Source organism: Streptomyces sp. NPDC047453 (genome assembly GCF_040643155.1).
Classification (GTDB): domain Bacteria; phylum Actinomycetota; class Actinomycetes; order Streptomycetales; family Streptomycetaceae; genus Streptomyces.
In genome coordinates this window covers 24,730-49,061 of the sequence record NZ_JBEYTS010000052.1, presented here as the reverse complement: position 1 = coordinate 49,061, position 24,332 = coordinate 24,730, and the positions used below count along the sequence as shown (strand labels likewise).

Sequence of the window (24,332 nt, the reverse complement as noted above, 5' to 3'; positions counted from 1 at the left end):
GGGTTCCCGCACCTCCCACCCGGGGGCCCGCGTGCTACACCTGACGGGGCGGGCAACACGCCCCGGCCACTCACCTCGGGGGGCGCCCCCCCACCCCGCCCCCCCCCCCGACGCGGAGCCTGCCGAGTCCGTGCCGACGGGCGCCCGCCGAACAGGCCTTCAGCCGATCGGCAGCGCCGCGTCGGCACGTCCGGCTGGATTGCCACGGCCGCGGCACGGGCGCGTTCGAGGACCGAGTTGATTACGTCGACGGCCGCCCCGGAGATGAGGATCGCACCCGTCTTCCACCACGCGCGCAGCTGCGCGAGCGGCCGGGCCTCGGTTCTCGATGTGGTCAGCCCGCGAACCGGGCCATCCACGCCTCGACCTCATCCGCAGACCGCGGCAGGCCCGCCGACAGATTCTCGTGACCATCGGCGGTGACGAGCAGGTCGTCCTCGATGCGTACGCCGATGCCGCGCCACTCCTGAGGCACAGTCAGGTCGTCCGGCTGGAAGTACAGGCCGGGCTCGACGGTGAGCACCATGCCTGGCTCCAATACGCCGTCGACGTACTCCTCAATCCGGGCCTGCGCGCAGTCGTGGACGTCCAGGCCGAGCATATGACCGGTACCGGCCATCGTGAAACGGCGCTGGAGGCCCAACTCGTACGCGCGGTCGGCAGGCCCTTCGATGAAACCCCACTCGACCAGCCGCGCCGCCAGGGAACGCTGGGCCGCCTCATGAAAGTCCCGATACGCGGCGCCCGGCTTGACGGCCGCCATGCCCGCCTCCTGGGCCTCGTACACCGCGTCGTAGACCCTGCGCTGGACGGGGGTGAAGGTGCCGCCGATCGGCAGAGTGCGCGTGACGTCGGCGGTGTACAGGGTGCGCGACTCCACGCCCGCGTCGAGCAGGAGCAGCTCCCCGGGGCGCACCGGTCCGTCGTTATCGGTCCAGTGCATGATCGTGGCGTGCTCGCCCGCGGCGCAGATCGTGCCATAGCCGACGGCGTTGCCCTCAAGGCGGGCGCGACGGAAGAAGGTGCCCTCGATCCACCGCTCGGACGTCGCGATCGCCCGCGACAGCTCACTGACGACGTCCGTGAATCCGCGCACCGTGGAGTCCACGGCCGAGCGGATCTCCTTGATCTCCCACTCGTCCTTCACGACGCGTAGATCGCTGAGGGCTTCTTCCAGCTCCGCGTCGCGCTCCGCCTCGGTGGCGACGGCGACCTCCAGGGACGGGTCGATACCGCGGACGATGCGGGTCGGTGTGCCGGAGGCGGCTGCCAGCTCGCCGGCCGCCGTGCGGACGTCCCGGCACGGCAGGCCGAGCACGCGCTCCGCCTCGGCGAGGGAGCGGCGCCGGCCCATCCACAGCTCTGCTGTGGCACCGGTCCAGAACTCGTTGTCGTCCCTGCTGTCCCGCGGGAGTTGGTAGCAGTAGGCGTCGTGGCCGCCGTCCGCACGGGGTTCGAGGACAAGGGCACCGTCCCGGGCCTGGTCGCCGGTCATGTGCACGTAGCCCGAGTACGGCCGGAACGGGTAGGTGTCGTCGTTCGACCGGACCTTGAGGTTCCCCGAAGGGATCACGAGCCGTTCACCCGGGAAGCGCGCGGAGAGCGCGGCCCGGCGCGCAGCCGCGTACGGGGCCTGCTCCTCGAGCGTCAGCTCGCGCCTCTCGGTCTCCGCCCACCCCGTCCGCATCAACGCGGACAGTTCCTCGGAGATCCCTGAGTACAAACCGTTCTTGCGGCCTTTCGCCACTGCGTCCGCCTTCCTGGGAGTCGAGCGCCGCCACATGCCGACGGCTCGGCGACGTTATCCCGCGGCGCCCACGTATGGTGCCCAGTGGTGCCACTGGCACAGATCGGCCACGCCTGGCCGGCCACGGCCGTCGATAATGCGGCTCATGACGAACGCGAATCTCGGCGATGCACTGGGGCTCCTGGGCATCGGTCAGACGGCGGCCCGGGTCTGTCTCACCCTGCTGGAGCTGGCCCCCGCGCCGCTGAGCGACATCGCCGTCGCGACCGGTCTGGACGGCCCGGGCCTGGCCACGGCGTACGGCGAGCTCGTCGACGCCGGCCTGACCGGTGCCGCCGAGAGGGACGAGGACGTGGTGGCGCCGGTGGCTCCGGCGGCCGGTCTCGAGGTCCTCGCCCGGCGCCGTGCGGCCGAGGTCGAGAAATCCCGCATCGCGGTCGCGGGCGCCTTCGATTCGTTCCGGCGCCAGCGGCTCGCGGCCCACAACGACCACCTCGTCGAGATCGTCACAGGCGACGCCATCGGCCCCAGGATGCGGCAAGCCTGGGCCAGCGCCCGCCACCAGATCCGGCAGTTCGAGTCGCCCCCCTACTTCCCTGTGGCCAGTGCCGCCGACGACGCACTGGCCACGCTGGCCCGCGGGGTCTCACAACGCGTCGTGTACTCCCGCGAGTCGCTGGAACGCCCGGACCACCTCGAACAAGTCATCGAACCCTGCATCAATGCCGGTGAGCAGGCCAGAGTGCTGCCGTCCGTCCCCGTCAAACTCCTGATCATCGACGAGGCGTACGCTCTGGTGTCACTGTCGATCAAAGAGGTCGACGTGCACAACACCATGCTGGTCGTGCAGCCGTGCGGTCTGCTCTCCGCCCTCATCGCGCTGTTCGAGCAGTCGTGGCAGCACGCTCTGCCCTTCCACGGTGGCACGACCCGCCCAGGCGGTCTGACTCCCACCGACCGCCGTCTCCTGTGGCTCCTGGCCAGCGGCACGAGCGACGACGTCATCGCCCGCGAGCTGGGAATCAGCCGCCGCACGCTGTTCCGCCGCCTGCAGGTCCTGATGGCCCGGCTGGGCGCCGCGAACCGCTTCCAACTGGCTCTGCAGGCCCAGCGCAACGGATGGTTGTGACGGCCGGCCCCCGGCCCGAGCCCACACGGACCATCGCGCACTGCGGATCGTCGTGCCCCATCCGGCCCCGCACAGTGAGACTGGCACTCACTCCCCCACATCTTTGGCCTGAACTCCCCGGGGCGGGAGCAGCCGGGCAGCGCACCCCGCCCCCGCACGGGATGTGCGCCGAGGGGCTGGTCGACCGGATCACCCTGCCCCGGAGTGGGCGGCGGCGCACTGCGCAAGATCAAAGGCAGACGCCAGAGGCCATCACCGCACCACAGTCGTCCCCGCGGTGATCGGGTCTCCCCGCGCAAGGCGCTGACGGCGCGTCGGGGCGGAAGGGGGTTCCGTCCGGCGCACCGTCCACGCTGGTGGTCTCGCGCAGGCCGTCGGCAGCCGATGGGGGACGAGCCGACGGCCACATCGTCGAACCAGAGTGTGTCGTCGCCCGTCCCGTAGCTCTCCCAGCCCAGGCGCAGGGTGGTGGGCCGGGGCGGGGTGGTGCGGGCAAGCCACTGCTGGTCGTTGTCCTGGGTGGGGACGCCGTCCGCGTGCAGGCCCGGGATCTGTTCGTCGCCGAGCCAGGTGTCGAGCTTGGGCGCCGTCGTGTCGATCGCGAAGCGCAGGCACTGCCAGCTCCCGGTCGGCAGCGGCCTGCTCTGCGCCACGCCCGCCGGGCTCTGCGCGGGCAGGGTGGCGTCGTCGGTCTCCCGGTTCCACTGGAGGGCGCCGTTCCGGCCGCCGACGCGCAGCGCCCGGCCGCCCTGGGAGCTGTCGGGCAGGGAGATGAAGGTGACATGGGCCGCGGGGAGCGCGGTGGTGTGCCGCACCCACATGCGCACATGCATCACCGGCCCCACCGATGACAGGTTCGCGGTGGAGGCGACGAAGGCGTGGTTGCAGTAACCGGCCCTGCCGTCGATCCGCAGCGACCTGCCGCCGCTGTGCGCGACGGAGGTGTCGACTGCTGCGGTTCCGGTGCCCTGGCAGTCGGGCGTGGCGAACTGCCAGGCACCGGAGGGGGTGGTTCCGGTCTGGTCCTCGAAGCCCGAGCAGACCACGGCGCTGCCGCAGTCGGCGGAGGGCGGCGGGGTGGTGGGCGGCGGGCTGGTCGGCGGGGTCGTGGGCGGCGGGGTGGTGCCGGTTCCGCCGCAGACCACACCGTTGAGGGCGAAGTCGGTCGGGGCGGGGTTGGCCGAGCTCCAGGTGCCCTGGACACCGAACTCGGCGGAGCCGCCGGTGGCCAGCGATCCGTTCCAGCTCGTGTTGACGGCGACGACGGAGGCGCCGGTCTGGGTGACGGTCGCGTTCCACGACGATGTCACCCGCTGACCGTCGGCGTGGGACCAGGTCAGACGCCAGCTGTTGACCGCCGGGCCGAGATTGGTGACCTTGACCTGGGCCGTGTAGCCGCCGGCCCACTGGTTCACGGTGTAGTCGACCCGGCAGCCGGCCTCCGCGGCACTGGTGGGTGTCGCGATGAATCCGGACACCAGCAGGGCGACGGACCCGGCAGCCGCGAGGGCCGCCGTCCAGGACCGGCTCAGTAATCGCAAGCGGGGAGTGCGCACGTATGCCTCCGAGGGAAGGATGCGGAATATGGGAGCGCTCCCATTTATGTCAGCGACCAGGGCCGCGCACTGTCAATGCACGGGACGGCCAAGGCGGCCGCGGCGCGCCGTCACTCTGTGAAGCTGATCACCGTCAGCCCGGTTTTGGTTGAAGTTTGAACTTCTAAGGCATAGTGTCGGTGCCGCAAGTCGATCCCCTGGGATCAACCACCCATTGTGAGGAAGTTCCCCCATGTCGCTCGCTCTTGACCCCGCCGCCCAGGACCTCCTCTTCCGTGAGGCCCGCACCGCGAACACCTTCACCGACGAACCGGTGTCCGAGGAGCAGGTCCAGGCGATCTACGACCTGGTCAAGTACGGCCCGACCTCAATGAACCAGTCGCCGCTGCGCATCACCCTTGTCCGCTCCGCCGAGGCCCGCGAGCGTCTCGTCCAGCACATGGCGGAGGGAAACCAGGCGAAGACCGCCACCGCCCCCCTGGTCGCCATCCTCTCCGCGGACAACGAGTTCCACGAGGAACTGCCCCACCTCTTCCCGCACTTCCCCCAGGCCAAGGACGCCGTCTTCGGTGACCGCGGGGTGCGGGAGAGCCAGGCCGCCCTCAACTCCGCACTCCAGGCCGCGTACTTCATCATCGGCATCCGGGCCGCGGGCCTCGCCGCCGGTCCGATGACCGGCCTGGACTTCGAGGGCGTCCGCAAGGAGTTCCTGGACGACGACCACACCCCTCTGATGGTCGTCAACATCGGCAAGCCGGGCCAGGACGCCTGGTACCCGCGCTCCCCTCGTCTGGAGTTCGACCAGGTCGTCACCACGGTCTGAGCCGGCTCGGCGACGGGGATCTGGACTGCCCCTGTTCTCCCGTGGGCTTCTTGCGGCAGCCGGCGCGATGCTCGCCACACTCGCCTACCGTGACGCCGCCGCCTACGGCAGCGGATCGGGGACCGGTGCCCAAGGGGCGGCGGTGATCACGGCCCGAGTCTCCCAGGCACGACGGACTCAGCCGCATCGCGGCAGCATGGGCGCCTGGCCGTCCGTGTGCACGGTCGCGGGGGCGGTCGCGTTCGCCTGCTGGGCCCTGGCCGATCGGCGGAGCCTCCGTAGGCCACCAGCAGGCCCTACGCCTCCCTCCTCACCGCGGTGAGGACGACCCAGCCCGCTGCCGCGCCGACCGCATACCAGAGCAGGTCGGGCGGGTTGAAGGTGGAACCGAGTACGAGGCGGGCGACGGCACTGCGCCGGGAGAGCTCCGCCGGCACCTCGCTGAGCTGCAGGAACTCGATCCCCCAACTGACGGCCAACGCGCTTGCGGCGGCCGTCAGGGGCGTCACCCTGGGCGCCACCAGAACGACGAGGGTCACAAGCAGGACGGTGTACAGCGCGTCTCCGCCGTACTTGCCCGCGCTCCCCGCCGTCACCGCCCTGAGTCCCAGCCCCGCGGCGACGGTCAGCACCGCGGCCGCGGCCGCCGCCAGGCGGATCCGCACCGGGGCGGCGGCGCCTGCGGCGCGATCCTGGGTTCCAGGCAGGGAGGGCACGGGGTCATACTGCCGGATGTCCCGCGCTCGAAGCAGCCGTTCCGGCGTTGGGGACCAGCGGTACAGCCGTTGGTCCCCAACGCCGGTGACGGCGCCGGAGCGTGAGCGGCACGGTGATCCGGGCTGGGCCGCGCATCGCGGGCATGGGTGGCGCTCGACATCGTCTGCGTCGTTCGGGTGTGACTGAGAAGACCCAGTTCAGGGGGTATAGGGGTGGGGACAACCCCATGGGGTGGTGGGGGCTCGGCCCCCCAGGAGGCCTACGGCTGACAGGCTGGTGGCGGTGGGGCGGCCGTAGCCAGACTCGCCTGCATGACGACTTCCTCCGACGCCTCGGTCACGACCGCACCGGCCGCCGTGCATCCCCGCAGACCCCGCCCCGACGGCGCCAGCGACTTCGCCCGGCTGTCCCACCGCATCACCGAGGCGGGTCTGCTGCGGCGACGCCCCGGGTACTACACGGTGCGGCTCGGACTGGTGACCGGACTGCTGGCGGCGGGCTGGGCGGCCTTCGTCGCGCTGGGCGACACCTGGTGGCAGTTGGCGGTCGCCGCCTTCATGGCCCTGATGTTCGGTCAAGTCGCACTCGTGGCACACGACCTGGCGCACCGACAGGTGTTTCGGAAACGCCGTGCGAGCGAGATCTCGGGCCGGCTCTTCGGCAACCTCGGCATCGGCATGAGCTACGGCTGGTGGATGAACAAGCACACGCGCCACCACGCCAACCCCAATCACGAGGAACTCGACCCCGATGTCGCCCCGGACATCCTGGTGTGGTCCACCGAGCAGGCCCGCAACAGCAGCGGTCTGGCCCGCTTCATCGGCGGCCACCAGGCGTTCTTGTTCTTCCCGCTGCTGACACTGGAGGGCTTCAACCTGCACGTGGCGAGCGTACGGGCGCTGCGCTCGCCGTCCATGAAGAGCCGCCTGCTGGAGGGCGGCCTGCTGTTCCTGCACATGGTGGCCTACTTGTCCGCGCTGTTCCTGGTGCTCTCCCCCGGCAAGACCGTGGCGTTCCTCGCCGTGCACCAGTGCCTTTTCGGTGTGTATCTCGGCAGCATCTTCGCCCCGAACCACAAGGGCATGCCCACCTTCACCGGCGACGACCGCCCCGACTTCCTGCGCCGCCAGGTGCTCACCTCCCGCAACGTGCGCGGCGGCCGGCTCACCGACCTGATGCTCGGCGGGCTCAACTACCAGATCGAGCATCACCTGTTCCCGAGCATGCCCACTCCTCATCTACGTCGGGCCCAAGTCGTCGTACGCGCGTACTGCGCGGACCTCGGCGTGCCGTATCACGAGACCGGACTGATCCAGTCCTACCGCGAGGCACTCACCCACCTGCACCGGGCGGGGGAACCCATCAGACGGCAGCGCAAGGGGTCCTGACCACGGTACGGCGGGCGACGTCGCGGGCGTGTGCGCCCCTGTGCCGACCGGGACCGGCAACACAGGGGCGTACACGCCTACTTGGGTCTACTGCGCCCAAGCGGGTGTCGACGACAGGTCACAGCCACCGCCGGATGCCGTCATGACGTTCCGTCCAGGACCGGGGCGAGCTCATCGGCCGCGGCGGCGCCGTAGCCGCGGGTGCCCGTCATCAGGAGTTGCTCACGGTCGATGAGGTAGGTCAGCGAGCCCGGCGTCGACAGGGCTGTCGACGCCACCACGCAGCCCAGGCGGGCTGCGGCAAGGCATGACTGAGGGCGGCCAGCCGCAGGGCGAACGTTGCCTGATGCGGCACTAGGATCTGCCCATGCCGGAGATAGAGCTCACTGCGGGAACCATCTCCTACGACGACACCGGTGGTGAGGGCCCGGTCGTAGTCCTCCTGCACGGCCTCGTCCACGACGCCACCGTCTGGCGCGACGTCACCGCCGGACTCCGGGCCGGCAACCGGGTGATCGCGCCCACGCTGCCCTACGGCTCCCACCGCACCCCCATGGACCGGCCGCCCACCCCCGACCTCGTCATCGACCTGATCGTGGAGTTCCTCGACCGGCTCGACCTGAGGGACGTCACCCTGGTGGAGAGCGACTGCGGCCGGGCCCAGACGGTCGCCGCCCAACACCCCGAGCGGCTGGCCCGGCTGGTGCTGATCTCTTGCGAGGCCTTCGACAACTATCCGCCCGGCCTGCCCGGCAAGATGATCGGCGCGGCCTGCCGGGTGCCCGGCGCCCTGCCGCTCATGGTCCGCGTCCTGGGTTTCAAACCACTGCGCCGGTTGCCCGTCGGAATCGGCGCCCTCACCAAGCGCCCCGTACCGGACGAGATCGTCGGCCGCTGGCTGCGTCCCCTGCGCACCGACCCGGCGATCCGGCGCGACTTCCGCCACTACAACACGAACATCCGCAGGAGCGAACTGCTCGAAGCGGCCGAAGGGCTGCGGAAGTTCGACAAGCCTGCGCTCGTCGTCTGGGCCACCGAGGACCTGATGATGCCCCGCGCGCACGGTCGGCGCCTGGCCGAACTCCTCCCGCAGGGACGGCTGGTGGAGATCGAGGATTCGAGGACCCTGATCGCGGAGGACCGGCCGGAGCGGCTGGCCGCCGTCCTGAGGGAGTTCATCGCCCAGACGTGACCGTGCCATGCGGTGGACTGGGACTCCGGGTTCGCCCTTCGCCGGTAGGCGTACCTCCTGCCTCCGGCGGGTGCGCATGGAAGCGCCGCCGTCAACACAGTCTTGCCCAGCCGCAGGCCTCCCGGAAGCTCCGTACGACCTCAGGCAACTGATGACGTGCGATCAGCGGCCATCGAGTTCCTCGTACCACGCGCGCAAACCATCTCCTCCTCGATGGTCAGCTCGGCCAGGTACGCGCGCACGCTCAAGCCGCACGCCGCGGCGAGGACCGCGAACCGGTCGCGGCCCCAGATGCCGCTGCGGCCGGCCCGGTACGGGATCCCGCTGCCCCACACCACCCCGGCTGGGCCGACGGCACCCAGCCTCGACCGGAGGCCCGAACAAGCCAGCACCGACTGCGTCGCCGCATTCGAGGTAACTGAGGTGATTCGACGCGCTCGCCTCCAGCACTGCGCCCGTGGAGTGCACAGTTCGACTCAACCGTCGGCAGCCTCGATGGCTACGCGTCTCAGGCGTCTATGAGGTCGTGCTCAATAGGTGGTCCAGGTGGGACCTCGTCAACGGCCAAGGCCGGTGTCATCGCTCACGGCTATGGTCCGGGCTATGACCGATGATCAGATACTGGCTGAACAGACCCTCGTCGCCTGGGCGCGGATCGAGACGTGGTTGAAGGAGCATGCGCCCCGCACCTTCCAGCGGTTGCCCGCGCCCGCGACGGAGGGCGAGCTCCGCTCGCTGGAGCAGGATCTCGACTTGGCGGTCCCGGCCGATGTCCGCGCCTTCTACCTGGTGCGCAACGGCACCGGGCCGGCCTCGGATTTCGACTGGCCCCCATCCCGTACGCCTCGATCAGGAAGCCGATCACGTCCTCCGGGTGGCCTGCCACCCGCCATTGCGCGACGGCCTGCTCCTCGCTGAGCTCGACGAGGGCAATCTCCCGGCCGCGGGCGGCAGCGATTGTCGCCACCTTGTCTCCGACGGTCAGCAACTCGGGGCCGGTGATCACGTACTCCTGGCCCCCGCGGCCCTCTTCGGTGAGCGCGACCGCGGCGACGGCTCCGATGTCGCCCTCGTGGACCATGGCACTCAGCCGAGAGACGAACGGCTCCCGGACTTCGTCCGAGGCCACGATCCCGTCCGCCCACTCCAGGCAGTTGGCCATGAACTCGACCGGCATGAGCCCGGTCCAGTCCACATCGTCATTGGCACGCACGGCGTCCTCCAGCAACGACGGCCCGCCGCCATGCAGCACGGTGACCCGGCGTACGCCGGCCGTGCGGGCCAGCTCCAGGATCCGCGGGCCGGTCTCCAGCGGGGCGAAGCAGGCCCCGCCGAAGGTGATCAGATGGAGGCCGGTGACGCCCTCCAACGCCGGAGCCAGGCTGGCCGGTTCGGTCAGATCCCCCTGGATGACCTCGACACCGGCCGGGAGGTCGGCCCTCGCCGCATCCCGAGTGAGGGCGCGGACCGCATGGCCGCGGGCGAGCAGCTCGGCGACGACCTGGCGACCGACGGTTCCGGTGGCACCGGAGACGAGAATCCTCTGCGTCTGTGTCATGGCACGACCGTAGCGCTCGTCGACCGCCAACTCGGTGCGCGTCGGTTCGGTTCCTGATGGTCGGCGTGCCCAGCGCGAGAAGGGCCGCGCACGCCCCAGTCCACGAGCTGCTCGCGCAGGGCCACTCGCGTCGGGCGATCGCCCGCCACCTGGGCTGGGGCCTCAACACCGTGCTGCGATACGCGCGCGCCGCGCACTGGCAGGACACCCTGCGCAAGCACTGGCCGCGACCCACCAGACTGGGCCCCTACAAGCCCTATCTGGAGCGGCGATTCGCCGCAGGATGCGCGGGTGTCACCCGACTGCACTTTTGGGAGACACCGTCGCTGTCAGCCGAGGGAAACGGCTATCAGGGCGACGGCGGAGCCGGCGAAGACCGTGGTGTTGCGGAGGTAGGTCTGGGCGCGCACCCAGTGAGGGAAGGCGTTCTCGGCGGCCTGGAGGAAGGGCGCAACCTTGATCCGGGCCAGCTCCGGGTCGCTCTTGCGGCGGAAAGCGGCCTCCACTGACTTCACCGCGGTGAGGTTGCTGTAGACGATGCCTGCGTTCATCAGCAGGACCAGGGAGGAGAAGATCCAGGTCAGTAGCTGTGCCAGGTCGGCGCCGGCGAAGTTGAAGGCGGCGGTGGCGGTCATCACCGCGGCAACGGCCACCGGTGCCGCGGTTTCGTGGCCGCCGGCGTCGAAGCGGAGCCTGTTCTCCTCCAGCACCTCTGGGCGGACGTCCTGGCGGCGGAGCTCGGCCACGGCGGCGGCCTTCGCGGCGGGACCGAAGCGGTGGCGAACCACCGGAATGCTGACAAAAGCGGCGGCGACGAGCAACTGCATGACAGCGGCGAGCATGTTCATGGGGACCCTCCTCGACTTGCACTTAGTTCAATTGGTTGATGAAGTAGGACCGTAGCCGACAAGTTGAACTAAGTGCAAGACGCGTCGCGCTTCGACTCAGCAGTCGATGCAGCAGCCCCCGAGACAGCCACTTCCTTCCGCCCGCCCAGGCACGGTGGCGGTCGAACAGCATGCCTACCGGTATCACCCCCTACTCGACCTTGGGGGCCCTAGACGTCCGCCGCGCGGTTCCGTCAGTCGGCGCGCTCCTCGGTGGCCTGACGGTTTTCCTCCGCGATGCTGTGGCGCTCCTGGCCTCCCTGCCGGCCGTGCTGGCGCACGATCAAGGCCGCGGAAGGCAGGATCTTCTGGGGCCGAGGGGGGATGCATGACGGGCTGCTTCGTGGACATCATGGAGGTTGCGAAGGACCAGCGTCTCGGGCCCAGGACGGCGCCCGGAGGCAACTGGGGTGACGGCTGCAAGAGGGGATGGCCGGGATGAACACATCCGAATCCTTTCGGGCCGAAGACGATGTCCCCAGGACGTCCCAGCCCCGCAGGCTGCTGAATGAGCTGTCAGGGAGGCTGGTCTCGCAGTCCCCGGTCGGACTGGCCGTCATGGACACAGATCTGCGGTACGTGGCCGTGAATCCGGCGCTGGAGCGCATCAATGGCCTGTCGATCGAGGAGCATGTCGGCCGCCATGTCTCAGAGGTCCTGCCGCATGTGGACACCGCGGCCATCGAGTCCGCGCAGTGGCGGGTTCTGGAGACGGGAGTCCCGCTGCTCGACCAGAACGTCGTCGGCCGCACCTGGGCCGATGCGGATCACGACCATGCATGGTCGGTTTCCCTCTACCGGCTGCAGGACGCCGTCGGCCGGGCGCGGGGAGTGGCCGCCTCGATCGCGGACGTCACCGAGCGGCACCGCCTGGCGACCGAAGCCGCCCGGGCCCGACGGCGCCTGACCCTGATCGCTGATGCCTCGGCTCTCATCGGCACCGTGCTGGACGTGGACCAGACCGCCCGCGAGCTGGCTGGGGTCACCGTGCCCGAGCTCGCCGACATCGCGGCGGTGGACGTACTCGACACGGTCCTGGCCTGCCACCGCACCGCCGCGCCGGGCAGCGGCCCAGAACTCTTCCGCGCCCTTGCCCTGGCCGCCGCCTACCCGACCGAGGCCACCCGCGCCGCCGACCAGGTAGGCGACTTGGCCGCCTACGCCGCCGACCGCCTGGTCACCCAGTGCGTCCGCACTGGCAAACCGGTTCTGGTACCGCACGTGAACGACCGCGATCTGTCCCGTATAGCGCGCAATCCCGAGGCGGCCACGCTCCTGGCCCGCGCCGGCATCCACTCCTACCTGGCGGTGCCGCTGAGCGCCCGCGGCATAGTGCTCGGCGCCCTGGACCTCAAACGCGCACGCAACCCCCTGCCCTTCAACCATGACGACGCCGTACTGGCAGGCGAGCTGGCCAACCGTGCCGCGGTGAGCATCGACAACGCCCGCTGGTACCAGAGCGTGCGCAACGCCGCCGTCACCCTCCAGCGCAGCCTGCTGCCGGAGCACCCACCGCACCTGGTAGGCCTGGAGATCGCCTCCCGCTACCAGCCCGCCCAGGCCACCAGCGAAGTCGGCGGAGACTGGTTCGACATCATCCCCTTGACCGACGACAAGACCGCCCTGGTCGTGGGGGACGTGATGGGCAGCGGCATCGACGCCGCCGCCACCATGGGCCGCCTGCGCACCGCCACCTGCACCCTGGCCGAACTCGACTTCGACCCCGCCCAGGTGCTCCAGCACCTGGACAGGATCACCAGCGGTCTGGAGCATTACATCGCCACCTGCCTCTACGCCGTCTACGACCCCCACCACGGTGAGTGCCACATCGCCAACGCCGGACACCTGCCCCCCGTCCTGGTCCACCCCGGCCGACCCCCCGAGCTGCTAAACCTGTGCCCCGGCGCGCCGCTGGGTGTCGGCGGCGTCACCTTCCACAGCAGCACGCTCGACATCGGTCCGGGCGACGATCTGGTCCTCTACACCGACGGCCTGGTCGAAACGCGCCACCATCCCATCGACGACCGCCTCGACACTCTCCTCGGCCTGCTGGACGGCTCCGAGGGCCGCCCCGTGGGAGAAACCTGTGACCTGCTCCTGCACGCCCTGCGGGACCCCGGCGACCACGACGACGTTGCCCTACTCATCGCCCGGATCTGCCCGCCCAGTCCTGACCAGCAGATCATCGGGGCCCCTCCCACGGAGGGCAGTGGCCTCTGACCCACGCCGTGCCCACCGCGCCCTTACCGCCACGGGGTCCCGGCAACTGCCAGCGCCAGCAGTCGTTGCCGTTCTCGCGCACGCCGGGGGGAATGGCGCAACCTCCCCGAACCACTCGTACCCCCAGGTCTCATAGAGCGGGTGCGCCACGTTCCTCGTCGGACGCCGGCCGCTCTGGACGACGGGCACGGCGAAGGCTGCGAGGTCATCGTGCGCCCGGGGTTCGGCACATGGTCAGCCGATCAAGCTGAATAGTGGTCGGTGCGGCCTGGGAGGAGGGTACCCACGGACCGTTCAACCTCCGCGACGCGGTCGGCGAGATGGGCCGTCTCGGCTTCCGGCTTGTTGCGCAGCAGTAGCTCGATCTGGGCGAGTTGCTCGGTTATCTCCGCAAGCCGGTCTGCGTCCGAGGGCTGTGCGCGTGTCGCCAACTGGCGGTTCTTGCGGTACAGATCGAGAAAGACGTTGACTTTGGTGCGCAGCACCCACGGGTCGATGGGCTTGGTGATGAAGTCGGCGGCGCCGAGCGCGTATCCCCGGTAGGTGTAGTCAGCGCCCGGCTCGGTCCCCGTCACCAGAATGACGGGCACGTCCTTGGTCTGGTCGAGGCGCTTGATGTTGGCGGCGGTCTCGAAGCCGTCCATGCCGGGCATCCGGACGTCCAGGAGGACGACGGCGAACTCCTGTCGCAGCATCGCCTTCAGCGCTTGCTCCCCCGAACGCGCGTGGACCAAGTGCTGGTGGAGCGGACCGAGTACGGCCTCGAACGCGATGAGGTTCTCCTCCATGTCGTCCACGATCAGGATGCTGCATGGGTCGGCCGGGCTGGTGTTCATGGCGCTTCCCTGGGCGGATCGTCGGCGCCGTCCTCTGCGTCGGACGGTTCATCGGCGGTCCCCCCATCCTGCGCCGGCTCAGGAGAGCCGTTCTGCGGGTCGAGCAGATCGCAGATGACCGACAGCAGGTGGTCGACGTTCACCGGCTTGGGCACATAGTCGGAGGCGCCGCTGTCTATCGCTTTCTCGCGGTCTCCGGGCATCGCTTTGGCAGTGAGCGCGATGATCGGAAGGTGCGCGAGGCGGGGGGTGTCCCGGATGATGCGGGTGGTCTCATATCCATCGATCTCCGGCATCATGATGTCCATCAGGACCAGGGACACGTCAGGGGACCGTTCCAGGACCTCAAGGCCCTCTCGGCCGTTCTCCGCGTACTTCACGGTGATGCCGACGCGGCCCAGTACGTGCGTGAGGGCGAAGACATTGCGGATGTCGTCGTCGATGATGAGGATGTGACGGCCTGCCAGTACGCGACCAGGGCGCCCGATAAGCCATTCCTTGAGCCGAGTCGTCTCCGGCCAGGCGTCCTCGCGGCCGTCAGCCGTCCCCGTGGCTCGCCTTCCCATCAGATCGTCCGGGCTCAGGAGGCCCGGATCCAGGATGTCGGCGCTCACCCCGCGGTCCAACACGTGCCCAGGTGATGCGTCCTCGGCGGCGGTTGCCCGCGCCCGGTTCTCCGCCGGCGGGGCGCCGACGGTGCGCAGCTCCGGCGGGCCCTGCCCGGTGGTGGAGCCTGGGTAGTGCGAGGGAATGTAGAGGGTGAAGCGGGAGCCCACACCCGGCTCACTCTCCGCGAGGATTTTGCCGCCGAGCATCCCGGCGATCTCCCGGCTGATGGACAGGCCGAGGCCGGTGCCGCCGTACTTGCGGTTGGTGGTGCCCTCGGCCTGCTGGAACGCCTCGAAGATCATCGGAAGCTGTTCGGGGGCGATGCCGATCCCGGTGTCCTTGACCGAGAAAGCGATGATGGCTTCGGCGTTTTTGAGTGTCGCCTCCTCGAACTGCTCCCCCGGCACCCGCTCGACGCGCAGCTCCACGCTGCCGGCGTGGGTGAATTTCAGGGCGTTGGACAACAGGTTGCGCAGCACCTGCTGGAGGCGCTGCTCGTCGGAGTACAGCTCGGCCGGTACGTTCTCCCCGACAGCGATATCGAAGCCCAGGCCTCGGTCGATGGTGAGCGGCCGGAACGTGGCGTGGACGTAGTCAAGCAGCTTGACCAGCGGCAGTATGTTCGGGCGCACGTCCATCCGGCCGGCTTCGATCTTCGACAGATCGAGGATGTCGCTGATCAGCTGGAGCAGGTCCGAGCCCGATCGGTGGATGGTGGTCGCGAACTGCACCTCCTGTTCGGACAGGTTCCCGTCGGGGTTGTCGGCGAGCAGCCTGGCCAGGATCAGCAGCGAGTTGAGCGGGGTGCGCAGCTCGTGCGACATGTTCGCCAGGAACTCCGACTTGTACCGCGAGGCGGTCGCGAGGAGGGCGGCCTTCTCCTCCAACTCGGCGTTGGAGCGCTGTAGTTCGTCCGACCGCTCGCGCAATTCGGAGGTGAGGCGCTGGGACTGCGAGAGCAGGGACTCCGTTCGGGAGTTGGCGATGATCGTGTTGATCGAGACGCCGATCGTGTTGGCGAACTGGTCCATGAAGGCCAGGTGCACATCGCTGAACTTGCTGAGCGAGGCCAACTCGATCACGCCGAGCACCTGATCCTCGAAGAGGATCGGCAGGATGACGATGCTGGCGGGGTACGCCATGCCGAGCCCGGAGCTGATGGTGATGTAGTCCGGCGGGACGTCGGTGATGAGGATGCGGTGTTTCTCCTGCGCGGCCTGTGCGATCAGGCCGCGGCCCAGAGTGCCGGCGCCGGGGAGCGGGCTGCTCTCACCGGCCCGGTCGGTACCGTACCCGGCGATGAACTGCAGGCCCTCGGCGTGCGGCGCTCCTGCCTCGGCCAGGAAGAATGCACCGAACTGCGCATTCACCAGCGGGGTCAGCTCGCGCAGGATCAGGTCGGCGACCTCCACGAGGTCGCGGTGGCCCTGCATGAGGGCGGCCATACGGGTGAGGTTGGACTCCAGCCAGTCCTTGGCGCGGGTGGTCTCGCGGAGGTTGGAGACCATGAGGTTGATGTTGTTCTTCAGTTCGGCGACCTCGCCCTGGGCTTCGACCGTGATGGCGCGGGACATGTCGCCCTGGGTGACGGCGCTGGCCACCTCCGCGATCGCCCGCACCTGGGTGGTGAGGTTCAGGGCGAGCTCGTTGACGTTGGTGGTAAGCCGCTTCCACGTTCCGTAGACACCCTCCACCCGCGCCTGACCGCCCAGTTGCCCCTCACTGCCGACCTCGCGGGCGACGCGGGTGACCTCGGACGAGAACGAGGAGAGCGTGTTGACCATCGTGTTGATGGTCGTCTTCAGTTCCAGGATCTCGCCGCGCGCGTCCACATCGATCTTCTTCGACAGGTCGCCCTGGGCGACGGCGGTCGCGACCTGGGCGATGTTGCGCACCTGCGAGGTGAGGTTCTCCGCCATGAAGTTGACGTTGTCCGTGAGGTCCTTCCACACCCCCGAGACGCCGCGCACCTGCGCCCGGCCACCGAGCCGGCCCTCGGTGCCGACCTCGCGGGCGACGCGCGTGACCTCGTCCGCGAACGCGCGCAACTGGTCGACCATCGTGTTCACGGTGCTCTTCAGCTGCAGGATCTCGCCCCGCGCGTCCACCGTGATCTTCTTCGACAGGTCGCCGTTGGCAACGGACGTGGTCACCTGGGCGATGTTGCGGACCTGCGAGGTCAGGTTCAGCGCCATGAAGTTGACATTGTCGGTCAGCTCTTTCCACACGCCCGAGACGCCGCGGACCTGTGCCTGGCCACCCAGGTTGCCCTCGGTGCCGACCTCGCGGGCGACGCGCGTGACCTCGTCCGCGAACGCCGACAACTGGTCGACCATCGTGTTGATCGTCGACTTCAGCTCCAGGATCTCCCCTTTCGCCTCCACGGTGATCGTCTTGCCGAGGTCGCCCTGGGCGACAGCGGTGGCGACCTGGGCGATGTTGCGCACCTGCGAGGTGAGGTTCTCCGCCATGAAGTTGACGTTGTCCGTGAGGTCCTTCCACACCCCCGAGACGCCGCGCACCTGCGCCCGGCCACCGAGCCGGCCCTCGGTGCCGACCTCGCGGGCGACGCGCGTGACCTCGTCCGCGAACGCGGACAGCTGGTCGACCATCGTGTTCACGGTGCTCTTCAGCTGCAGGATCTCGCCCCGCGCGTCCACCGTGATCTTCTGGCTCAGATCGCCGTTGGCGACCGCCGTGGTCACCTGGGCGATGTTGCGCACCTGCGAGGTCAGATTCGACGCCATGAAGTTGACGTTGTCCGTGAGGTCCTTCCACACGCCCGAGACGCCCGGTACATGAGCCCGGCCGCCCAGTTGGCCCTCCGTACCCACCTCACGGGACACCCGCGTCACCTCGTCGGCGAACGCGCGCAGCTGGTCGACCATCGTGTTCACGGTGAGCTTCAGCTCCAGCAGTTCGCCGTTCGCCTCGACCGTGACCTGGCGTGTCAGATCGCCGCGCGCGACCGATGTGGTCACCACCGCGATGTCGCGCACCTGTGCGGTCAGCCGTGAGGCCATCGTGTTGACGGCCTCGGTCGCGTTACGCCAGTCGCCGACCAGCCCCTGCACCGTGGCCTGCCCGCCGAGACGGCCCTCGGTACCGACCTCCCGGGCGACGCGGGTCAGCTCGCCGGTGAACAGCGACAACTGCTCCACCATCCGGTTCACCCCATGCCCCAGGCGCCGCAGATCGCCGCGGAGTTGGCGCTTGCCGTCGTGCAACTCGACGCGCTGAGTCAGGTCACCGTCCGCTACGGCGGTCAGGACGCGGGTGGCGTTCACGGCCGGGACGGCCAACGCCTCCAGCAAGGTGTTGGCCGCTTCCACGCTCGTGGTCCACGCGCCCTGCCCGGGACTCGCTGCGAGCCGCTCGTCCAGCCGTCCTCGTCGCACCACTTCCCGGCGTACTCGGTCGAGCTCCGAGGCCAGATGCGCGTTCCGCACGATGATCTGGTTGAGCACCCCCGCCATCTCGGCGAGGACCCCTGCGGACAGTCCCTCTGTGCGTACGGTGAAGTCGCCGTCGCAGAACGCATTCATGGCCGCGAGCAGCGGACGCAGATCGGCGACGCGTATCCACTCACCGTCCGGCGCGGGGCCGGGTCGGCCTGCGGCCTCGGGGCCGGTGTCAGCGGGCCCCCGGTCCCGGAGTTCTGGCTCACGGGAAGCGCGATCAGGCTGGGTGACAGATTCCATGGCAACCCATTCCCGACAAGCAAAAAGATCCGATTACTTCCTTTTTAGGCTACATTCACCATGTGTGTCGGACCGGCCGGGAGTCGCCAATGGGCTCATCCCTTGATCCGCGTGAATCCGTGTCGCGGATGCGCGTACCCGCAAACGAACTCGCTGCCTCGACGGCGCGCAAGTTCCTGCGTGTCGCGCTCGTCGAACGGTCCGCTCTGCAGTTCCCGGGAGCGCCGGCGATCAGCGAGCGGCTCCTCGACGACGCGGCACTCCTCGTCAGCGAACTGGTCACCAGCGTCGCCGCACAGGCCGCGTTCGAGATCGAAGTGGTCTGCCGCCTCGACGTCGGTCGAGGCTCGCCGGCCGATGCCATGCGGGGTGCGGCCGCACGGCTGGGGGTCGTGGTCGAAGTGCTGGACCACAGCCCATCCGGCACCCTCCGTGACGAAAATGGCATGCCCAGCGACGTACGCGGCTACGGTCGGCAGCTGATGCGCGCACTGGCCCAGTCGTGGGGTGTGACCTACCGGCATACCGAGAAGGCCGACTGGTTCCGCGTGGAGTGCGCCATGGAGACCCCGCTCGAGACCGGACAGCAGGGCCTCACCGAACCCATTCCCCGCGAGCCGGCGACCCCCGAGCCCGATACGGCCGCGCCGCCGCGCGACGGCCGGGGCCGCAGCGTCGAGTGGGCCGAGCGTGAAGGACGGTCGTTCCTCGCCGAGGCAGGCGAGCTGCTCGTCGGACAGCTGGACGAGGACATGGTCGCAGCGCTCGCCGGACAGCTCCTGGTCCCCAGGCTCGCCGACTGGTGCGGCGTATGGCTGACCACCGGCAGCACCGAGTTGCGGCTTTCCCATGTCTGGCACATGGACGAGCGGCGGATCCGCACACTCCGCCTGGCGCTGGAGAAGGACCGTCCGCCTGCCGCGCCGGGGATGACCGGTGCCCCGTGGCCCTGGCCCGCGCTTGGAGGAGCCGAGCAGGGCGGCTCCGCGCTGGCGTTCCCGCTCATCGCGGGCGGGCAGTACCACGGCACGCTCCTGATCGGCCGAGCAGGACTCCCTCACATGACCGACGCCGTCGTACGGCTCGCGGAGGACGTGGCCCGGCGGGTGGCCCAGGCGGTGGTCACCGTCCGCCGCTACACCCGGCAGGCGAGCATCAGCCGCACACTCCAGCGCAGCCAGCTCCCCACGTCCCTCGCCACCATTCCGGGCGTCGACACGGCGATCGTCTACGAGCCCTGCGGTGAGGGCCAGACCGTCGGCGGAGACTTCTACGACCTGTTCCCGATGGGAGACCACCGCTGGTGCTTCCTGCTCGGCGACGTGTGCGGCCACGACCTGGAGGCCATGTCCGTCACTGGCCTGGCCCGGCACCTCGTACGGCTGCTGGCACGGGAGGGCCACGGCGTCGAGTCCCTGCTCAACCGGCTGAACCTCGCGATGGCGGAGGAGGCCGCCGAGGCCATGGCATTCCGTGGCGAGCACGAGAACTCCCGCTTCCTGAGCCTGCTGTACGGGGAGTTGGAGCCGGATGTGGTCGCCGGTGGCGCGCGATGCACGATAGCCAGCGCGGGCCATCCGCTTCCGTTGCGGCTGTCGACCGACGGCTCGGTGACTCCCGCCGCAGCCCCGCAGATGCTCCTCGGAATCGACAAGCTTGAGGAGTTTCACGCCAACACCTTCACCCTCGCGCCGGGTGAGACACTGCTGTGCGTGACCGACGGCGTCACCGAACGCCGCAGAGGCACACGGCAGTTGGACGACGACGACGGCCTGACGGAGGTACTGCGCGGATGCGTCGGACTGGGCGCGAAGGCCGTGGCGGAGCGGGTCCGGCGGGCCGTGCACGACTTCAGCACCGAGCCGATGGACGACGACCTGGCCGTGCTGGTGCTGGAGGCCATTCCCGTACCCGAGAGGCGCGGCATCACAGCCGACCTGCAGGGGGTCAGTCGGCCGCCGGAGGGCGAATCGGTTCGGTGGTTCGGAGGGGTAGCGGACCACGATGGGACTGGATGGCGTATCCCAGTTCGTGGCCAGGACGGGGAATGAGGGTACGGCGGATGGCGATGAGGGCGACATCGTCGCCGAGGCGCCCGCCGGTGTGGGCGATCAGGTCACGACGGATCTGGTGCAGCAGGTCTTCTGGATCGTGGTCGGCCCACTGGGCGGCGCGTTCCGCGAAGGGGTAGAAGGTGCCGTGCTGGTCGCGGGCCTCGATGACACCGTCGGTGTACACAGGAGCAGCGTGTCGCCCGGGCCGAAGGGCAGGACGCCCAGGGTGTGGTCGTCGGGGTCCGTCAAGCCGATACCGAGCGGCGGTGCGGGGTCGAGGCCGGGCACGGTCACCCTGTTGTCCGGGCCGAGGAGCAGGGGTGCCGGGTGGCCGCAGTTGGTGATCCGGACGACGGGCTCGTCGTCGGGGATCTCCAGCAGAAGAGCGGTGACGAAGCGCTCGCCCGCCTCGTCCTCCGGCTCGAAGTCGATGAGGTAGCGGGCGATGCTGCGTTCCAGGGCGGCGGCGAGCTGGGGTAGGGAGGCGTGTTGGTGGGCGGCCTCGCGGAAGGCGCCGAGCAGGAGGGCGGCCTCACCGACGGCGGGCAGGCCCTTGCCGCGCACGTCACCGATCATCACGCGGGCCGCGCTGTCGGTGCGGGCGGCGGCATAGAGGTCGCCGCCGATCTCGGCCTCCTCCTCAGCGGCCAGGTAGAGGCAGGCAAGCTGCAGCGGTCCCAGCCGGGTGGGAAGCGGCCACAGCAGGACGTGCTGGGCGGCCTCCGCCACCGTCCTCACCCGGGCCAGCTGACGCCTGTGCCGGTCACGCACCACGCAGAAGGAGACCACCACCATCGACAGCACCGCCAGAGCGGCCATCTCAACCAGCACGTTCCGAGACAACAGCAGGCCATCACGCCAGCCGGCAAAGCCCTGGGCCATGACAACCAGGGCCCCGATCCCGCTGGTCACCCAGGGGCCCGCGAACCACGCGGTAAGCGCGGGCGCGATCACCAGCAGGGGGCCGAGGACAATGTCGGCCGGGGTCACGATGTCCAGGACAGTGATCAGCACGATGAGCGCAACCGGTATCAGCAGCAACAGGTGGCTCGACCACGGCTGCCCCAGGCCCGCGACACGTTGATTCCTCACGCGCATGACTTCCACAGTGTGCAACTTCTTGGCCCGGTGTGCGAAGGCACTCCAGCAGCGAAGTCAGGGGACCACGCTCCGGCCACAGCCATGAACTGTCGCCGAACCGGCGATCGCCGCAGGCGGTGCGTGTACGGCTACGGACAGGATGTCACCGATGATCTTGAGCGAGGGGCAGCGTCCCATGCACGTCATTAGATCTCATGTTCGATTGCGACCAATCCCTGACGGACCGCTTCACCTGCCTGGTCCGTCCCAGACTGTCCGAAGGGTATCGCCGCACGTCCGAGCCGGGGCGAGGCGGCGACCACCGACGGTAGCCCCCGGAGTGGGCCTTCAAGCCGGCGCCGCGGCCGCGGTTGGGCGGTGAGCGTGACTTTGGATGCCTATGCCTGTTCGGAAGGCTATGGTGCCTGTATGGGTCACGCGCGATGCGGCTGGTGCGGTGTTGCGTTGCCGCAGCCGGTGGGCAGAACGACCACAGCGTCGACAGGTGCAGATCCGGTGCCACAGGTGCGCGCTGCGGTCCATCAGGTGCTCGCAGTACACCGGCAAGTGCAGCCTTTCGCGGAAGTGACGCCGGCGCCGGGGACGGGGCGAAGGCGCACCGAGGTGGTCCCCGCTATGAAGGCCGAGGCGTCCCGGGCCCACCGCATGCGAGGCCCCGCTCCAGTTCCAGAAGGTCGGTGAAAAGGCGTGCAGTCTTCCGCCCCTGGCCCCGCCTCGGGTTGGGAAGACCTGGCCACTCTCGTCCGCCGCCTGATGCAGGACGCTGGGGCTTCGGGCGGCATGCTGTTCCTCCTGCCGCCGCGGGAGTCTGCGTTGCAGTTGTCGGTGGTGTATGGGACTTCCTGGCACATCGTCGCCCCGTGGGCCCGGATCAGAGTGGAGGAGGCGGTCCCAGTGGCTGAAGCGACACGGGAGAGGCGCCTGGTCTGGGTCGGCAGCCCCGAGGAGTTGGCCTTGCGCTACCCAAGGCTCGCTCTCGTGGTGCCGGACCACGCGGTGGCAGCCGCCCCGATCATCGCCAGTGGTGCCGTGCGGGGTACGGTCTGCCTGCTGTGGCCCTCCTGGCATCCCACGAATCTGGACCGGGGTGAGCGTGAGGCGATCGACACCTTCTGCCACCAGGCGGGCCTGGTGCTCAAGCGCGCTGTGGCAAGCGGTCACCCGCTCTTACCCGAGGGCCGTCCGCGGGTGCTGGAACCGGTGCGTTCTCACACCCTGGGCCGAGGCGAAGCCCTGGCCGCCTATGACTTCGCCGCCCGCCTGCCGGGGGCGCTGTCACTGGATCTGGAAGGCCGGATCACTTTTCTCAACGAAGCGGCGGCCGACCTGCTCGGGGCTCGCGCCGCCGACTTGCTGGGCGCCCGCCCGTGGGAGCGCCTGCAGTGGCTCGGCGACCCCACCTTCGAGGACCGGTTCCGTGCCGCGGTCATCAGCCGCCGGCCCGCTCACTTCACTGCTGTGCGCCCACTGGATCGGCGGCTTTCCTTCCAGCTCTACCCCGACGCCTCCGGTGTCAGCATCCACATCGTCCCTCTCCCGCATGCACCGCCCGCCGAACCGGAGCGACCCAACCCGCCTCCTGCGGAGCAGACCGGGGCCACGACGCTCTACCACCTGATGCACCTGGCGGCGAGCCTCACCGAGATGGTGCGGATGGACGACGTGGCCGACAGGGTCGCCGACCAAATCGTGCCTGCCTTCGGGGTTGCGGGCCTGGCCCTGATGACGGCGGACGACGGACGGCTGCGGGTCGTCGGTCACCGCGGGTACCCTCCGGCCTTCATGGCCCACTTCGACGGCGAGTCCCTGAACTCCAGTACCCCACCCGCACGGGCGCTGACCATGCAGAGGCCCCTCTTCTTCGCCAGCTTCGACGAGTTCAGGCACGCCTATCCGAACGTTGTCCGCTATGGCGGCAGGAACGCATGGGCCTTCCTGCCGCTGGTCATCCGCGGCCGTCCCGTCGGGCTCCTGGTGCTGTCCTATAATGAGGCCCGCCGCTTCCCGCCGACCGAGCGGAACCTCCTCATCGCGGTGGCCGGTCTGATCGCCCAGGCCTTGGACAGGGCCCGCCTGTACGACGCCAAGCACAATCTTGCCCGCACCCTGCAGAACGGCCTGCTGCCGCGAAGACTGCCCGCCATCCCCGGCCTGCACGTCGCCGCCCGCTACTTGCCCGCAGGCCGCGGCATGGACATCGGCGGCGACTTCTACGACCTCATCCGCTGCGACGCCACCAGCGCCGCCGCGGCCATCGGCGACGTCCAAGGACACAACGTGCAGGCCGCCGCCCTCATGGGCCAACTCCGCACCGCCGTACACGCCCACGCCGCCGCCGGCGCACCTCCCAGCGAACTCCTGGCCCGCACCAACCGACTGATGTGCGACCTCAACCCGGGACTGTTCGCCAGCTGCCTCTACGTCCACCTCGACTTGGCCCGGCACCGCGCCCGCCTGGCCACCGCCGGACATCCCCCACCCCTGCTACGCCGCCCGGACGGCCACACCGAGATCCTCCAGGTGCCTCCCGGCCTCCTGCTCGGGATCACCCCGGACGCCGATTACGCCAGCGTGGAGATTCCGCTGCCCCCGGGCACCATCCTCGTCCTGTACACCGACGGCCTCGTCGAAGCCCCCGGCATCGACATCGACCATGCCATCGCCGAACTCGCCCACCAGCTTGCCCAGGCCCGGGACAACGACATGGACACCCTCACCGATACCCTCCTCCAGTACGCTTCTCACGGCATACCGCGCAGCGATGACATCGCCATGCTCCTGATCCACCGGACAGAGCCGTTTGCTTGAGCGCAG

Annotated in this window: 13 protein-coding genes and 3 pseudogenes; 7 read left to right on the top strand and 9 right to left on the bottom strand. The window is 69.5% G+C overall.

Annotation, left to right across the window (positions count from 1 at the left end; translation table 11 throughout):
* Positions 1 to 334 precede the first annotated feature (334 nt).
* Positions 335 to 1,747: an aminopeptidase P family protein gene (locus tag ABZ818_RS31310; protein ID WP_361422010.1), complete on the bottom strand. Its 1,413-nt coding sequence runs from the start codon at positions 1,745 to 1,747 to the stop codon at positions 335 to 337.
* Positions 1,748 to 1,892: 145 nt separating this feature from the next.
* Here ABZ818_RS31310 and ABZ818_RS31305 point away from each other — a divergent pair, with 145 nt between their 5' ends.
* Positions 1,893 to 2,876: a helix-turn-helix transcriptional regulator gene (locus tag ABZ818_RS31305; RefSeq protein ID WP_361422007.1), complete on the top strand. Its 984-nt coding sequence runs from the start codon at positions 1,893 to 1,895 to the stop codon at positions 2,874 to 2,876.
* 377 nt (positions 2,877 to 3,253) lie between these two features.
* Here the strand turns inward: ABZ818_RS31305 and ABZ818_RS31300 are convergent.
* Positions 3,254 to 4,417: pseudogene (locus tag ABZ818_RS31300) on the bottom strand (cellulose-binding domain-containing protein); the annotation flags it as partial.
* A gap of 247 nt (positions 4,418 to 4,664) precedes the next feature.
* Between ABZ818_RS31300 and ABZ818_RS31295 the strand changes: the two are divergent.
* Positions 4,665 to 5,255 (top strand): malonic semialdehyde reductase, encoded by a 591-nt coding sequence (locus tag ABZ818_RS31295; RefSeq protein ID WP_361422004.1) that lies wholly within the window; start codon positions 4,665 to 4,667, stop codon positions 5,253 to 5,255.
* 296 nt (positions 5,256 to 5,551) lie between these two features.
* Here the strand turns inward: ABZ818_RS31295 and ABZ818_RS31290 are convergent, their stop codons facing one another.
* A complete protein-coding gene (locus tag ABZ818_RS31290) occupies positions 5,552 to 5,962 on the bottom strand; it encodes a DUF2809 domain-containing protein (RefSeq protein ID WP_361422013.1) in 411 nt (136 codons plus the stop codon).
* Positions 5,963 to 6,283: 321 nt separating this feature from the next.
* On the opposite strand from ABZ818_RS31290, the gene ABZ818_RS31285 reads away from it, so the two are divergent.
* Positions 6,284 to 7,360 carry an acyl-CoA desaturase gene (locus ABZ818_RS31285; protein ID WP_361422001.1) on the top strand — a complete coding sequence of 359 codons (1,077 nt, stop codon included), beginning with the start codon at positions 6,284 to 6,286 and terminating at the stop codon, positions 7,358 to 7,360.
* 140 nt (positions 7,361 to 7,500) lie between these two features.
* On the opposite strand, the gene ABZ818_RS31280 is transcribed toward ABZ818_RS31285, so the two are convergent.
* A complete protein-coding gene (locus ABZ818_RS31280; RefSeq protein ID WP_361421998.1) occupies positions 7,501 to 7,641 on the bottom strand; it encodes a hypothetical protein in 141 nt (46 codons plus the stop codon).
* An 86-nt stretch (positions 7,642 to 7,727) separates the two neighbouring features.
* Between ABZ818_RS31280 and ABZ818_RS31275 the strand changes: the two genes are divergently transcribed.
* Positions 7,728 to 8,552, top strand: a complete 825-nt coding sequence (locus tag ABZ818_RS31275) for an alpha/beta hydrolase (protein ID WP_361421994.1) — start codon at positions 7,728 to 7,730, stop codon at positions 8,550 to 8,552.
* A gap of 601 nt (positions 8,553 to 9,153) precedes the next feature.
* Here the strand turns inward: ABZ818_RS31275 and ABZ818_RS31270 are convergent.
* Both ABZ818_RS31270 and ABZ818_RS31265 read right to left on the bottom strand, forming a co-directional pair.
* Entirely contained in the window at positions 9,154 to 10,110 is a 957-nt protein-coding gene (locus tag ABZ818_RS31270; protein ID WP_361421991.1) for an NAD(P)H-binding protein, read from the bottom strand.
* A 329-nt stretch (positions 10,111 to 10,439) separates the two neighbouring features.
* Positions 10,440 to 10,958, bottom strand: a complete 519-nt coding sequence (locus ABZ818_RS31265) for a hypothetical protein (protein ID WP_361421988.1) — start codon at positions 10,956 to 10,958, stop codon at positions 10,440 to 10,442.
* Between the two features lie 552 nt (positions 10,959 to 11,510).
* On the opposite strand from ABZ818_RS31265, the pseudogene ABZ818_RS31260 reads away from it, so the two are divergent.
* Positions 11,511 to 13,217 (top strand): annotated as a pseudogene (locus tag ABZ818_RS31260) (SpoIIE family protein phosphatase); the annotation flags it as partial.
* A 242-nt stretch (positions 13,218 to 13,459) separates the two neighbouring features.
* On the opposite strand, the gene ABZ818_RS31255 reads toward ABZ818_RS31260, so the two are convergent.
* Positions 13,460 to 14,053 carry a response regulator gene (locus ABZ818_RS31255; protein WP_361421985.1) on the bottom strand — a complete coding sequence of 198 codons (594 nt, stop codon included), beginning with the start codon at positions 14,051 to 14,053 and terminating at the stop codon, positions 13,460 to 13,462.
* Entirely contained in the window at positions 14,050 to 18,207 is a 4,158-nt protein-coding gene (locus tag ABZ818_RS31250; RefSeq protein ID WP_361421982.1) for a HAMP domain-containing protein, read from the bottom strand. Before ABZ818_RS31250 ends, ABZ818_RS31255 begins: the two co-directional genes overlap by 4 nt.
* A 284-nt stretch (positions 18,208 to 18,491) precedes the next feature.
* Here ABZ818_RS31250 and ABZ818_RS31245 point away from each other — a divergent pair, with 284 nt between their 5' ends.
* Positions 18,492 to 20,414, top strand: coding sequence for a SpoIIE family protein phosphatase (locus ABZ818_RS31245; RefSeq protein ID WP_361421979.1), 1,923 nt, complete (start codon positions 18,492 to 18,494; stop codon positions 20,412 to 20,414).
* Here ABZ818_RS31245 and ABZ818_RS31240 read toward each other — a convergent pair.
* A pseudogene (locus ABZ818_RS31240) lies at positions 20,311 to 21,515 on the bottom strand (PP2C family protein-serine/threonine phosphatase). The gene ABZ818_RS31245 and the pseudogene ABZ818_RS31240 overlap by 104 nt on opposite strands.
* A 690-nt stretch (positions 21,516 to 22,205) precedes the next feature.
* On the opposite strand from ABZ818_RS31240, the gene ABZ818_RS31235 reads away from it, so the two are divergent.
* Entirely contained in the window at positions 22,206 to 24,326 is a 2,121-nt protein-coding gene (locus ABZ818_RS31235) for a SpoIIE family protein phosphatase (RefSeq protein ID WP_361421976.1), read from the top strand.
* Positions 24,327 to 24,332 lie beyond the last annotated feature (6 nt).

Coding starts and splice junctions, on each gene's coding strand:
- ABZ818_RS31305 (WP_361422007.1), top strand. CDS start 1,893: ATGACGAACGCGAATCTCGGCGATGCACTGGGGCTCCTGGGCATCGGT.
- ABZ818_RS31295 (WP_361422004.1), top strand. CDS start 4,665: ATGTCGCTCGCTCTTGACCCCGCCGCCCAGGACCTCCTCTTCCGTGAG.
- ABZ818_RS31285 (WP_361422001.1), top strand. CDS start 6,284: ATGACGACTTCCTCCGACGCCTCGGTCACGACCGCACCGGCCGCCGTG.
- ABZ818_RS31275 (WP_361421994.1), top strand. CDS start 7,728: ATGCCGGAGATAGAGCTCACTGCGGGAACCATCTCCTACGACGACACC.
- ABZ818_RS31270 (WP_361421991.1), bottom strand. CDS start 10,110: ATGACACAGACGCAGAGGATTCTCGTCTCCGGTGCCACCGGAACCGTC.
- ABZ818_RS31265 (WP_361421988.1), bottom strand. CDS start 10,958: ATGAACATGCTCGCCGCTGTCATGCAGTTGCTCGTCGCCGCCGCTTTT.
- ABZ818_RS31255 (WP_361421985.1), bottom strand. CDS start 14,053: ATGAACACCAGCCCGGCCGACCCATGCAGCATCCTGATCGTGGACGAC.
- ABZ818_RS31250 (WP_361421982.1), bottom strand. CDS start 18,207: ATGAATGCGTTCTGCGACGGCGACTTCACCGTACGCACAGAGGGACTG.
- ABZ818_RS31245 (WP_361421979.1), top strand. CDS start 18,492: ATGCGCGTACCCGCAAACGAACTCGCTGCCTCGACGGCGCGCAAGTTC.